The 12,929-nt window shown below is 64.7% G+C and carries 10 protein-coding genes; 5 read left to right on the forward strand and 5 right to left on the reverse strand.

The annotated features are described in order from the left end of the window. The first annotated feature begins 205 nt into the window (after positions 1-205). The 5 genes from ACZ899_RS14135 to ACZ899_RS14155 all read left to right on the forward strand — a co-directional run bounded on the left by ACZ899_RS14135 (position 206) and on the right by ACZ899_RS14155 (position 8,232). Positions 206-1,627 (forward strand): di-heme oxidoreductase family protein, encoded by a 1,422-nt coding sequence (locus ACZ899_RS14135; protein WP_234562681.1) that lies wholly within the window; start codon positions 206-208, stop codon positions 1,625-1,627. Positions 1,628-1,646: 19 nt separating this feature from the next. After that, positions 1,647-2,711, forward strand: a complete 1,065-nt coding sequence (locus tag ACZ899_RS14140) for an imelysin family protein (RefSeq protein WP_234562682.1) — start codon at positions 1,647-1,649, stop codon at positions 2,709-2,711. 2 nt (positions 2,712-2,713) lie between these two features. Beyond that, entirely contained in the window at positions 2,714-3,811 is a 1,098-nt protein-coding gene (locus ACZ899_RS14145) for a DUF1513 domain-containing protein (protein WP_234562683.1), read from the forward strand. A gap of 226 nt (positions 3,812-4,037) precedes the next feature. Continuing rightward, positions 4,038-5,180 carry an efflux RND transporter periplasmic adaptor subunit gene (locus ACZ899_RS14150; RefSeq protein ID WP_234562684.1) on the forward strand — a complete coding sequence of 381 codons (1,143 nt, stop codon included), beginning with the start codon at positions 4,038-4,040 and terminating at the stop codon, positions 5,178-5,180. 13 nt (positions 5,181-5,193) lie between these two features. Continuing rightward, complete coding sequence (locus ACZ899_RS14155) at positions 5,194-8,232, forward strand: multidrug efflux RND transporter permease subunit (protein ID WP_234562685.1); 3,039 nt, start codon at positions 5,194-5,196, stop codon at positions 8,230-8,232. A gap of 908 nt (positions 8,233-9,140) precedes the next feature. Here ACZ899_RS14155 and ACZ899_RS14160 read toward each other — a convergent pair. The 5 genes from ACZ899_RS14160 to colR form a co-directional block, all read right to left on the reverse strand. Beyond that, positions 9,141-9,371: a hypothetical protein gene (locus tag ACZ899_RS14160; protein WP_028689699.1), complete on the reverse strand. Its 231-nt coding sequence runs from the start codon at positions 9,369-9,371 to the stop codon at positions 9,141-9,143. Next, positions 9,368-10,069: a lipopolysaccharide kinase InaA family protein gene (locus ACZ899_RS14165; protein ID WP_234563106.1), complete on the reverse strand. Its 702-nt coding sequence runs from the start codon at positions 10,067-10,069 to the stop codon at positions 9,368-9,370. Before ACZ899_RS14165 ends, ACZ899_RS14160 begins: the two co-directional genes overlap by 4 nt. 6 nt (positions 10,070-10,075) lie before the next feature. Beyond that, positions 10,076-10,756 carry a class I SAM-dependent methyltransferase gene (locus ACZ899_RS14170; protein WP_050703871.1) on the reverse strand — a complete coding sequence of 227 codons (681 nt, stop codon included), beginning with the start codon at positions 10,754-10,756 and terminating at the stop codon, positions 10,076-10,078. Between the two features lie 107 nt (positions 10,757-10,863). After that, the gene (locus ACZ899_RS14175; RefSeq protein WP_234563105.1) at positions 10,864-12,192 is read right to left on the reverse strand and encodes a sensor histidine kinase; all 1,329 of its coding nucleotides are present in this window, start codon (positions 12,190-12,192) and stop codon (positions 10,864-10,866) included. Next, a complete protein-coding gene (gene colR / locus ACZ899_RS14180) occupies positions 12,182-12,865 on the reverse strand; it encodes a two-component system response regulator ColR (protein WP_028689695.1) in 684 nt (227 codons plus the stop codon). The genes ACZ899_RS14175 and colR overlap by 11 nt, the downstream gene beginning before the upstream one ends. Positions 12,866-12,929: the final 64 nt, after the last annotated feature.

Raw genomic sequence — 12,929 nt, forward strand, 5'->3', positions numbered from 1 at the left:
AAAGGGCTGCAACGCAGCCCCGGCAGTTTCTGCATCAGCTCCGAAATCCCGGGGCCGCTTCGCGGCCCTTTCGCGGCACAAGGCCGCTCCTACCGATAGGCCAACTGACATCGATTTCATCCAGCAATTGCAAATTGCTCTTATTCAAACATCCCTGGCCTGATAAGCTTGCACGCCGGTTTTTCGCCCATGCCCAGGATCCTCGATGTCCTTGCTCCGCCTAAGCCCCCTGCTGCTGGCCTTCGCCCTCGCCGCCTGTGACGACGCTCCGCGTTTCACCCAGGCCGAGCCCGGCGAAGCCCTCTCCGGCGGCAAGGCCACGGTGCAACGCAGCGACCGCAACGCCTATTCGCTGCCCTCGGCCAACCTCACGCCGGAACGACGCCTGGATTTCGCCGTGGGCAACAGCTTCTTTCGCAACCCCTGGGTGATTGCCCCGTCCACCACCACCGCCCGCGATGGCCTGGGCCCGTTGTTCAACACCAACGCCTGCCAGAACTGCCATGTGCGTGACGGTCGCGGCCATCCGCCGGAGCCGGACGACAGCAACGCGGTGTCGATGCTGGTGCGCCTGTCGATCCCCGACCAGCCCTACTACGCCCGCGAGATCGAGCGCCTGGGCGTGGTCCCCGAACCGGTCTACGGCACCCAGCTGCAGGACATGTCCATCCCCGGCGTGGCCCCGGAAGGCAAGGTGCGGGTGAGCTACGACAACCACAGCGTCACCTTCAAGGACGGCCACCAGGTCGAACTGCGCCGCCCGACCCTGCAGATCAGCCAGCTCGGCTACGGCCCGCTGCACCCGGACACCCGCTTCTCGGCCCGGGTCGCCCCGCCGATGATCGGCCTGGGCCTGCTCGAAGCCATCCCCGAAGCCGACCTGCTGGCCAACGAGGACCCGGATGACCTCAACCGCGACGGTATCCGCGGCCGCGCCAACCGGGTCTGGGACGACGCCCAGGGCAAGACCGTGGTCGGCCGCTTCGGCTGGAAGGCCGGACAGCCCAACGTCAACCAGCAGAACGTGCACGCCTTCGCCGGCGACATGGGCCTGACCACCACCCTGCTGCCAAAGGACGACTGCACGGCGGCGCAGGCCGATTGCCTGGCCGCACCCAATGGCGACGGCCAGGGCGGCGAGAAGGAAGTCAGCGACAACATCCTGCGCCTGGTCACCTTCTACACCCGCAACCTCGCCGTGCCGGCCCGGCGCAACGTCGATGCGCCGCAGGTGCTGGCGGGCAAGAACCTGTTCTACCAGGCCGGCTGCCAGGGCTGCCACACGCCACAGTTCACCACTGCCGCCGATGCGGCCGAGCCGGAACTGGCCGGCCAGGTGATCCGCCCCTACAGCGACCTGCTACTGCACGACATGGGCCCGGGCCTTAGCGACGAGCGCACCGAGTTCGCCGCCAACGGCCAGGACTGGCGCACCCCGCCATTGTGGGGCATGGGCCTGAGCGAAACCGTCAGCGGCCACAGCCAGTTCCTCCACGACGGCCGCGCCCGCAATCTGCTCGAAGCCGTGCTCTGGCACGGTGGCGAGGCCCAGGCGGCGCGCGATCACGTACTGACCTTCAATGCCGAGCAGCGCGCCGCGCTGCTGGCGTTCCTGAATTCCCTTTAAACCGCACAAGGAGCCGGGCATGTTCCGACCCAAACTGTTGTTCACCAGCCTCGCCGCACTCGCCCTCGGCGCCTGTTCGCCGCAAGACCCGCAGGCGGTGACCTCCGCGGCCATCGCCAAACAGGTGATCCTGCCGACCTACAGCCGCTGGGTCGAGGCCGACCGGCAGCTGGCCGCCAGCGCCCTGGCCTACTGCGAAGGCAAACAGTCCCTGGAGACCGCCCGCGCCGACTTCCTCAACGCGCAGAAGGCCTGGGCAGAGCTGCAGCCATTGCTGGTCGGCCCGCTGGCCGAGGGCAACCGCCCCTGGCAGGTGCAGTTCTGGCCGGACAAGAAGAACCTGGTCGGTCGCCAGGTCGAGCAACTGGTCAGCGGCGAGCAGCCTGTCACCACCGAGTCGCTGGGCAAGGCCAGCGTCGTGGTGCGTGGCCTGTCGGCCTACGAATACATCCTGTTCGACAGCAAGCCGGACATCGCCAGCGCCGAGCAGAAAGCTCGCTACTGCCCACTGCTGGTGGCCATCGGCGAACACCAGAAGGCCCTCGCCGAGGAAATCCTCAAGGGCTGGAACAGCACCGACGGCATGCTGTCGCAGATGACCAAGTTCCCCAACCAGCGCTACGCCGATTCCCACGAGGCGATCGCCGACCTGCTGCGTGCCCAGGTCACCGCCCTGGATACCCTGAAGAAGAAGCTCGGCGCACCGATGGGCCGGCAGAGCAAGGGCATCGCGCAGCCGCTGCAGGCCGAAGCCTGGCGCAGCCACTCTTCGATCAAGAGCCTGGAAGCCTCGCTCAAAGCCGCCCAGACGGTCTGGGTCGGGGTCGACAACCAGGGCCTGCGCGGCCTGCTGGGCAAGGACCAGACGGCACTGGCGCAAAAGATCGACAACGCCTACGCTGCGGCGATCAAACTGCTGGCCGACAACCAGAAGACCCTGGGCGAGCTGCTTGCCGACGACGCCGGCAAGCAGACCCTCAACCAGATCTACGACGCGCTCAACGTCGTCCACCGCCTGCACGAGGGCGAGCTGGCCAAGGCGTTGAACATCCAGCTGGGCTTCAATGCCAACGACGGTGACTGATCATGCTGCGACGCCAGGCCCTGAAACTCGGTAGCGTGTTGCTCAGCGCCCTGACCCTGGGCGGCTGGAGCCTGTTCCGTGGCAAAGGCAGCGAACCCTTGCTGCTGTCGGCGCGCGACGACGGCGACGGCAAGCACTACGCCGTGGGCTTTCGCCTGGACGGCACCCAGGTGTTCAGCACCCAGGTGGCCCAGCGTTGCCATGCGATCATCAACCACCCGACGCTGCCGATCGCCTTGTTCGTCGCGCGCCGGCCCGGTACCGAGAGCTACCTGGTCGACCTGCGCGACGGCCGGCTGCTGCAGACCCTCGCCTCGCAACCGCAGCGACACTTCTACGGCCATGCGGTGATCCACAAGGACGGTGAGTGGCTGTACACCACCGAGAACGACACCAGCGACCCCGGTCGCGGCGTACTGGGCGTCTACCGTTTCGAAGGCGAACGCCTGGTGCACAGCGGCGAGCTTTCCACCCACGGCATCGGCCCCCACGAAGTGGCCTGGCTGCCCGATGGCGAGACCCTGGTGGTGGCCAACGGCGGTATCCGCACCGAGGCCGAAAGCCGGGTAGAGATGAACCTCGACGCCATGCAGCCGAGCCTGGTGCTGATGCAGCGCGACGGCACCCTGCTGAGCAAGGAGACCCTGGCCCAGCAGATGAACAGCGTGCGCCACCTGGCGGTGGGCGACGATGGCACCATCGCCGCCTGCCAGCAGTTCATGGGTGGCGCCGAGGAGACCGCCGAGCTGCTGGCGATCAAGCGTCCGGGCGAGCCGTTCAAGGCCTTCCCGGTGCCGGAGCGTCAGCTGCAGTCGATGGCCCAGTACACTGCCAGCGTCGCGATTCACAGCGACCTGCGCCTGGTGGCACTGACCGCGCCACGGGCCAATCGCCTGTTCATCTGGGACCTGGACAGCGGCGCGGTGAAGCTCGACGCGCCGATGCCAGATTGCGCCGGGGTCGGGGCGGTGAAGGATGGCTTCGTCGTCACTTCCGGGCAGGGGCGTTGCCGGTTCTACGATTGCCGCAAGGCAGAGCTGATCGGCCAGCCGATGAACCTGCCTTCAGGCTTCTGGGATAACCACCTGCACCTGGTCTGATTGGCTGTAGAGACTATCGCGGGGCAAGTCGCATCGGCGCACCGCCGCTCCCACGCAGCCTCGACCTGAGTTAGTGTGGGAGCGGGCTTGCCCCGCGATTTGGCCGGCGCAAGTTTATCCCTCCCCTTTTCCAGAAAACCGACAATACTTTCCCCCACTGCACGTGGGCCGGATCGCCCGTGGTCGTGCCCGACAAATAGATAACCCACATCCAGGGAACCGGACCATGTTGCGCCGCCGCATGCTGATCATGTTGGCCGTCGTCCTGCTGATCGTGTTGATCCTGGGGGGCATCAAGGCCTTTTCCATCTACCAGCAGGTGCAGATGTTCTCGCAGCCCCGGCCGCCGGTGAGCGTGGCCGCGGCCCAGGCCGAGCTGCGCCAGTGGCAGGAGCGCCTGCCGGCGGTCGGCAGCCTCAAGGCCTATCAGGGCGTGGAGCTGAGCCTGGAAGTCGCCGGCACGGTGAAGTCGCTGCACTTCGAGTCCGGGCAACAGGTGAAGGCCGGCCAGTTGTTGCTGCAACTGGACAGCGACCAGGAAACCGCCCTGCTCGGCACCGCCCAGGCCGACCTGGGGCTGGCCAAGGTCGACTTTGGCCGAGGCAGCCAGCTGGTCGGTGATTCGGCCATCTCCCGCGGCGAGTTCGACCGCCTGACCACCCAGTACCGGCGCAACCAGGCGGTGGTCGAACAACTCAAGGCCTCGCTGGCGAAAAAGAGCATCAGCGCCCCGTTCAGCGGCACCATCGGCATCCGCCAGGTGGATGTCGGCGCCTACCTGGCCAGCGGCACGGTGATCGCCACCCTGCAGGACCTGTCCAGCCTCTATGTCGACTTCAATGTGCCCGAGCAGGCGCTGCCGCACCTGAGCCTCGGCCAGCGGGTGCTGGCACAGGTGGCCGCCTACCCCGAGCAGACCTTCCCCGCCAGCCTCAGCGCGATCAACCCCAAGGTCGAGGAAAGCACCCGCAACCTGCTGGTCCGCGCCACCCTGGCCAACCCCGAGGGCAAGCTGCTGCCGGGCATGTTCGCCAGCCTGCAAGTACTGTTGCCCGACCCGCAGCCGCTGGTGGTGGTGCCGGAGAACGCCATCACCTACACCCTCTACGGCAACTCGGTGTACCGGGTCAGCGAGAAAAAGGGCGAGGACGGCCAGCCCCAGCGCGACGCCAACGGCCAGCCGCAATTGATCGCCGAGCAGCTCACCGTACAGACCGGCGAGCGTCGCGAGGGCTGGGTCGTGGTGCTCAAGGGGCTGCAGGCCGGCGATCAGGTGGTCACCGCCGGCCAGCTCAAGCTGACGCCCGGCGCGGCGATCCGCATCAGCGCCGACAGCGCCCTCAAGCCCGCCGCGCCCGGCGCGAAGTGAACGGGAGGCGGCCATGGCGTTCACCGACCCGTTCATCCGCCGCCCGGTGTTGGCTTGCGTGGTCAGCCTGCTGATCCTGCTGCTCGGCCTGCAGGCCTGGAGCAAGCTGCAGATCCGCCAGTACCCGCAGATGGAAAACGCCCTGATCACCGTGACCACCGCCTACCCCGGGGCCAATGCCGAGACCATCCAGGGTTACATCACCCAGCCCTTGCAGCAGAGCCTGGCCAGCGCCGACGGCATCGACTACATGACCTCGGTGAGCCGACAGAACTTCTCGATCATTTCGGTCTATGCGCGGATCGGCGCCGACACCGACCGCCTGTTCACCCAGTTGCTGGCCAAGGCCAACGAGGTGCGCAACAAGCTGCCCCAGGACTCCGAGGACCCGGTACTGAGCAAGGAAGCCGCCGATGCCTCGGCGCTGATGTACATCAGCTTCTACAGCAACGAGATGAGCAACCCGCAGATCACCGACTACCTGTCCAGGGTCATCCAGCCCAAGCTGGCCACCTTGCCAGGCATGGCCGAGGCCGAGATCCTCGGCAACCAGGTGTTCGCCATGCGCATCTGGATCGACCCGGTGAAGCTGGCCGGCTTCGGCCTGTCGGCGGTGGACGTGACCAACGCCGTACGCCGCTACAACTTCCTCTCCGCCGCCGGCGAGGTGAAGGGCGAGTACGTGGTCACCAGCATCAACGCCACCACCGAGCTGAAATCCGCCGAGGCCTTCGCCGCCCTGCCGGTCAAGACCAGCGGCGACAGCCGGGTGCTGCTGGGCGACGTGGCACGGGTGGAAATGGGCGCGGAAAACTACGACACGGTCAGTTCGTTCGACGGCACGCCATCGGTGTACATCGGCATCAAGGCCACGCCGGCGGCCAACCCGCTGGAGGTGATCAAGGAGGTGCGGCGGATCATGCCGCAACTGGAAGAGGAGCTGCCTTCGAGCCTCAAGGTATCCATCGCCTATGACGCCACCCTGTTCATCCAGGCCTCCATCGACGAGGTGATCAAGACCCTCGGCGAAGCGGTGCTGATCGTCATCGTCGTGGTGTTCCTGTTCCTCGGCGCCCTGCGCTCGGTGGTGATCCCGGTGGTGACCATCCCGCTGTCGATGATCGGCGTGCTGTTCTTCATGCAGATGATGGGCTACTCCCTGAACCTGCTGACGCTGCTGGCCATGGTGCTGGCCATCGGCCTGGTGGTGGACGACGCGATCGTGGTGGTGGAAAACATTCACCGTCATATCGAGGAGGGCAAGACGCCCTTCGACGCGGCCCTGGAAGGTGCCCGCGAAATCGCCCTGCCGGTGGTGTCTATGACCATCACCCTGGCCGCGGTGTACGCACCCATCGGCTTTCTCACCGGGCTGACCGGTGCCTTGTTCAAGGAGTTCGCCCTGACCCTGGCCGGGGCGGTGGTCATTTCCGGCATCGTCGCCCTCACCCTGTCGCCGATGATGTGCGCCCTGCTGCTGCGTCACGAGCAGAACCCCAGTGGCCTGGCGCACCGCCTGGACCTGATCTTCGACGCGCTCAAGGTACGCTACCAGCGCCTGCTGCACGGCACCCTGAACAGCCGCCCGGTGGTGCTGGTATTCGCCGTGCTGATCCTGTGCCTGATCCCGGTATTGCTGATGTTCACCCGCAACGAACTGGCGCCGGAGGAGGACCAGGGGGTGATCTTCATGATGAGCAGCTCGCCGCAGACCGCCAACCTGGACTACCTCAACGCCTACACTGACCAGTTCACGCCGATCTTCAAGCGCTTCCCCGAGTACTACTCGTCGTTCCAGATCAACGGTTTCAACGGTGTGCAGAGCGGGATCGGTGGCTTCCTGCTCAAGCCCTGGAACGAGCGCGAGCGCACGCAGATGCAGCTGTTGCCGCTGGTGCAGGCCGAGCTTGAGCAGATCGGCGGGCTGCAGATCTTCGGCTTCAACCTGCCGTCGCTGCCCGGCACCGGCGAGGGTCTGCCGTTCCAGCTGGTGATCAACACCGCCGGTGACTACCCGGCCCTGCTGGAGGTGGCCCAGCGGGTCAAGGAACGCGCCCAGGCGTCGGGCAAATTCGCCTTCCTCGACATCGACCTGGCCTTCGACAAGCCCGAGGTGGTGATCGACATCGACCGTGCCAAGGCGGCGCAGATGGGTGTGTCGATGGACACCCTGGGCAGCACCCTGGCGACCTTGCTGGGCGAGGCCGAGATCAACCGCTTCACCCTGGAGGGCCGCAGCTACAAGGTCATCGCCCAGGTCGAGCGCCCGTACCGGGCCAACCCTGACTGGCTGAACAACTACTACGTGAAGAACGAGCAGGGGCAATTGCTGCCGCTCGCGACCCTGATCACCCTCAGCGACCGCGCCCGGCCGCGCCAGCTCAACCAGTTCCAGCAGTTGAACTCGGCGATCATCCAGGGCGTGCCGCTGGTGAGCATGGGCGAGGCCCTGGAGACAGTGCGCGCCATCGCCCGCGAGGAGGCGCCCGAGGGGTTCTCGCTGGACTATGCCGGGACGGCGCGGCAGTTCGTCCAGGAAGGCAGCGCGTTGTGGGTGACCTTCGGCCTGGCGCTGGCGATCATCTTTCTGGTGCTGGCGGCGCAGTTCGAGAGTTTTCGGGATCCGCTGGTGATTCTGGTGACGGTGCCGTTGTCGATCTGCGGGGCGTTGTTGCCGTTGTTCCTGGGGGTTTCGAGCATGAACATCTATACCCAGGTGGGTTTGGTGACCCTGATCGGGCTGATCACCAAGCATGGGATTCTCATTGTCGAGTTTGCCAATCAGCTACGGGATGAGCGGGGGCTTGGAGTACGTGAGGCGATCGAGGAGGCTGCCGCGATTCGCCTGCGGCCGGTGCTGATGACCACGGCGGCCATGGTGTTTGGCATGGTGCCCCTGATTTTGGCCTCTGGGGCCGGGGCGGTGAGTCGGTTTGATATCGGGATGGTGATTGCTACCGGGATGTCGGTTGGGACGTTGTTTACGTTGTTTGTTTTGCCTTGTATTTATAGTGTTTTGGCGCATAAGGGAGGGGGTGGTGTTCGTGGGTGATTGTTTTGGTTTTGTATGCGCATTCGTAGACGATATCGACATTTAGTCACCTTTTCGCCTTTACGGCGACCTACTTTTCTCTAGGGAAAAGTAGGCAAAACCGTTCCGCTCCGTTCATCCGGCCCCTACGCTGCGCTCCGGGGTCCCCTCGCTCCGTTCTTGCTCCCAGGAGGACCGCGCTGAACGCCCCATCCTGGGGCGCAGCGCTTGACGGGCATCCATGCCCGTCACCTCCCTCCGCAAGAACTCCGCTCGGCCTCCTGAAGTCGCAATTGGTGTTGCCTGAGCTATCGCGCGCTTAGAAGCAAGAGCAAGAGCAAGAGCAAGAGCAAGAGCAAGAGCAAGAGCAAGAGCAAGAAACGCGAAGTTATTTGTTTGAGCATTAGTTATGCATTGGCTGTTCCGGCCCTTTCGCGGGGCAAGCCCGCTCCTACAGGGATTTATATAACGGCGACTGTCGTGTAGGAGCGGGCTTGCCCCGCGATGCGATCGAGAGATTAATTAAGCTTTCAACTAGCGACAGCTGCGCCAGTCCAGGCGCCGCTCGTAACTTCGCGACTTCATGAGGCCGAACGCAGGACTTGCGGAGGGAGGTGACGGGCATGGATGCCCGTCAAGCGCTGGGGCCCAGGATGGGCCCTGCAGCGCGGTCCTCCCGGGAGCAAGACCGGAGTGAGGGAACCCGGAGCGAAGCGTAGGGCCGGATGAATGGAGCGAGGATTTTTTGGTGACTTTTTGATCCTTCAAAAAGTTACCCGCCGTAAGGGCGGAAAGGTGAATAAGCGTCGACATCGCAAATGAATGCGCATAAAGCTTCAAAGACAAACACCAACCAACCAACCAACCAACTAATAAACAAACGCCAGAGATCCATAAACAACCCCCCGGCGCAAAACACAAAACCCACGTCAACCAAACGGCCGCAACCCCTGCCTCATCCCAAACAAGAACAACAGAAGATCATGATCCGGCTCAGCCCGCCCCTGCTCCACCTTGGCCACCCGTGGCAACGGACACACCCCACCGACCTCAGCCTTGCTGAACACCGTAGGCCGCGGCTGTTCCCAGGCCGCCGCCGCCGCCGTGGTCACCGCCAACGCCGCGACCAGGAACAAAGCTCGAGCGATTTCTAGTTTCATTGCTCTAAACCTTTGACCGCGCTGCCAAACGCCATTTGGTAAAAATAGAGCAAGGTCTGCCACTCCGCCTCGTTGAACGACGAGTGGCGGCGCAACTGCCGCAGGTCGTTATAGGCCGCCCGCTGGCAACTGATCCGTCGCCGGCACTTCTCCAGGTCCAGCAACGCCACTTCCACCCGCGCCTGCTCACCCTCGCCCAGCACCTTGACGAACACATGCTTGCCGTACAGGCAGCCATGCTGCCAATGCCCCAGGTGCATGCGCGCCAGGTTGTCCGCGAGGTCCTTGAGCATGCGCTCGTGCACCGCCTGCGGGTAATGCTCCCGGGCCCCGGCGGCATGCCAGGCATCGAGGTCGATGAAACCATCGAGCGCCTCGCTGACCAGCAAGGCCCGCCACTGATGATCCGCGTCCCGCTCGGCCCCGGCATAGACAATCCGCGGCACCCGCACACCCAGTTGCTCGAAACTATTCAGCGCATCGAGTTCGCGCAGCACCGTGGGGCGCCCGAACGGATGCAGCAGGCTGCGGTAGATGTGCCCGACCTGGCGTTTGGCATACAGCAGATGCCCATCACCGTCGCTCAGGCGCTGCACGCCACTCTCGCCACCACGCCGCTGGTTGGGCTCCTCGACCCACTCCCCCTGCTGCTGCCAGTAGTAGTCGAACTGCCTGGACTGATTCTGGGCTACCGCCATCACTCATTACCCCTTGCGCAATACGTACACTCGCCACATGGCATAGAACGGCAGAAAGTCGAGTCGTTCCTGGATTCTGAATCCCGCTGACACAAATTCTTCTTCAACTGTAGCCGCCGGTAACACGAAGCGGTTCTGGTAGCTGTCCTGCGCGGCCCGGGCACTGCGCCTGGCTTCGAGCTTGCGGCGGCGCCAGGCCTTGAAATTGCCATCCACCCACAGTGAAAGGATCACGCTGTCGCGGCTAACTCGTTGAAACTCAGAAAGAATTGTCTTCCGATGGGCCGGATCACCGATATGGTGGAACAGGCGCATGCAAAAGATGCTGTCGACCGCGTTGTCCGGCAGGTCGATGGCGAACGCGGAAGTCTGCAAGGGGCGTACCCGTGCAACCACCTCTGGCGGTTGTGACGCACAGGCTGTCTCGATCATCGCCGCCGAATTGTCGGCACCGATGATCACGCGGTTGGCCTTTTCGGCCAGCAGCGGCCAGAACCGCCCGGCACCGCAGGGCAGGTCGAGCACCAGGCCAGGCTCACCGGCCAGCGCCAGGGCGCGGCGGGCCAGTTGCTCGTCACGCTGGTGGGAAAGGCGTCGAGCCAGGCCATCCTGATGCTTGAGGAAGTATTCCCGGGCGTGGTTGCGGTCGTACTTGTCCGAGAATTCGAGTTTGATGGGGCTACGCATTGGACATCTCCTGACTCCAGTGCGCTCACCTTAGGCAGGCAAGCGTTGGAATCAGGTCATGTCCGTGTGAAAAATCTGTCAGCGACCAATGCAGGTGTTACAGGACGTTAATCAGGATCCAATAGCCCATCCCGGCCTTCACCGTCCTGCACCACTTTCGTGCCTTGGCTCAGGTCGACCTGGAAGCGACAGCCATGGGGAAGCGTCGCGGTCAGGGTAACGCGCCAGCCCTGGTCGTCACAGATGCGTTGCACCAGCGACAAGCCCAGGCCCAAGCCCTCGCCACGGCGCTCGTCGCCACGCACGAACGGCCGGAACATCGCCTCGCGCTGCTCCTCCGGAATCCCCACGCCACTGTCCTCGACACTGAAGCCATTGGCCTCCAGGCTAAGGCGAATGTAACCGCTGTCGGTGTAGTGCGCCGCATTGCGCAGCAGGTTACCCATCACCGACTGCAGGAACGTGGCGTTGTACAGCACCGGGCTGGCACTGACCCGACCATCGTAGTAAAGCGCCAGCCCCTTCTGCTCGATGGTGTCGCGCCATACGCCGATCAGATCGTCGCCCACCTCGCGCAAGCTTGCCCGTGAAGCGACGGCACCTTCATCGCGCTGGGCACGGGCCAGCATCAGGAAGGTCTTCACCAGTTCGCGCATTTCCTCGGTTGCCCGGGCAATACGTTCGACCTGGCTGCGCGCCCGCCCATCGAGGCCGGGGTTTTCCATCAACAGCTCGCACGAGGTCGCCAGGACCATCAACGGTGTGCGCAGCTCATGGCTGACGTCACTGGTGAACAGCCGCTCGCGGGTCAGGGCATCGCGCAGGCGCCCCAGGGTATCGTCGAAGGCAACAGCCAGCTGGCCGACCTCGTCCGCCGCGTAGTCCGGCGCCAACGGCGGCGCCAGCCCCAGCAACTGGTCACGGTGACGCACCTGGCGTGCCAGGCGGATCACCGGTGCCATTACCCTTCGTGCCAGCACCCAGCCGAGGATCACCGCCAGGGCCAGGCTGAGCACGAAGCCGACCACCACCACGGCGAACAGTACCCGCTCGCGCTCCTCGAAATCGCTCTGGTCCTGCAACAGCACATAGCGCCGACCGTCGACGATCTCGACCATGGCATGGTACGAGAGCTGGTCGCGAAACACCTCGTGGAAGCCCGCCTCCAGGTGACGCAGGTCCTTGGGCAACTCGAAGTCATCGCGCCCGCCGCTGAAATAGAACAGCTGGTCGGGGCGTGGCCGGTGGCTCCAGTCACTGACGCTGTCCATGCGCAGCAGGCGCTGCAGGTCACCACCGAGCACCGACGAGATCAAGCGTTCCTCGACCAGGTGTACCGTGGCGACGATGCCGAAGGCGAAGGCCCCGGCCACCAGCGCGCTCATCAGCGCGAAGGCGATGATGATGCGCTGGGCAAGGCTCTGCTTAAACTCCATCGCGGCCCTCGGCGAGGCGATAGCCGACGCCATGGACGGTATGCAGCAGGGGCTTGTCGAACGGTTTGTCGATCACCTGGCGCAACTGGTGGACGTGACTGCGCAGGCTGTCGCTGTCCGGGCAGTCGTCGCCCCACAGGGCTTCCTCGAGCACTTCGCGACGCAACACATGGGGGCTCTTCTGCATCAGCACGGCCAGCAACTTGAGGCCGACCGGGTTGAGCTTGAGCAGGCGCCCCTGGCGGGTCACCTCCAGGGTATCGAGGTCATAGCTCAGGTCGGCGACCTGCAGGGTACGCCGGCCACCGCCCTGGGCGCGACGCAGCACCGCCTCGATGCGCGCCGCCAGCTCGGACAGCGCGAACGGCTTGAGCAGGTAGTCGTCCGCACCCGAGCGGAAGCCTTGCAGACGGTCGTCCAGCTGGTCGCGGGCGGTGAGCATGATCACCGGGGTGTCACGCCGGGCATCCTCACGCAGGCGCTTGCACAGCGTGTAGCCATCGATGCCGGGCAACATGATGTCGAGCACGATCAGGTCGTAGTGTTCGGTCGCGGCCAGGTGCAGACCGGACAGGCCATCCTGGGCACAGTCGACGGTGTAGCCCTTCATGCCGAGGTAGTCGGCCAGGTTGGCCAGAATATCGCGGTTGTCTTCAACCAAAAGAATGCGCATCGAGGTCTCCTGTGCGGCGCTTCGCCGGGCGCGGCAGGCGCAGCTTACGGCCAATGCCTGCATG

The organism is Pseudomonas sp. TE31087 (genome assembly GCF_057284075.1).

Coding starts and splice junctions, on each gene's coding strand:
- ACZ899_RS14165 (WP_234563106.1), bottom strand. CDS start 10,069: ATGGCGGTAGCCCAGAATCAGTCCAGGCAGTTCGACTACTACTGGCAG.
- ACZ899_RS14160 (WP_028689699.1), bottom strand. CDS start 9,371: ATGAAACTAGAAATCGCTCGAGCTTTGTTCCTGGTCGCGGCGTTGGCG.
- ACZ899_RS14150 (WP_234562684.1), top strand. CDS start 4,038: ATGTTGCGCCGCCGCATGCTGATCATGTTGGCCGTCGTCCTGCTGATC.
- ACZ899_RS14170 (WP_050703871.1), bottom strand. CDS start 10,756: ATGCGTAGCCCCATCAAACTCGAATTCTCGGACAAGTACGACCGCAAC.
- ACZ899_RS14135 (WP_234562681.1), top strand. CDS start 206: ATGTCCTTGCTCCGCCTAAGCCCCCTGCTGCTGGCCTTCGCCCTCGCC.
- ACZ899_RS14140 (WP_234562682.1), top strand. CDS start 1,647: ATGTTCCGACCCAAACTGTTGTTCACCAGCCTCGCCGCACTCGCCCTC.
- ACZ899_RS14155 (WP_234562685.1), top strand. CDS start 5,194: ATGGCGTTCACCGACCCGTTCATCCGCCGCCCGGTGTTGGCTTGCGTG.
- ACZ899_RS14175 (WP_234563105.1), bottom strand. CDS start 12,192: ATGGAGTTTAAGCAGAGCCTTGCCCAGCGCATCATCATCGCCTTCGCG.
- colR (WP_028689695.1), bottom strand. CDS start 12,865: ATGCGCATTCTTTTGGTTGAAGACAACCGCGATATTCTGGCCAACCTG.
- ACZ899_RS14145 (WP_234562683.1), top strand. CDS start 2,714: ATGCTGCGACGCCAGGCCCTGAAACTCGGTAGCGTGTTGCTCAGCGCC.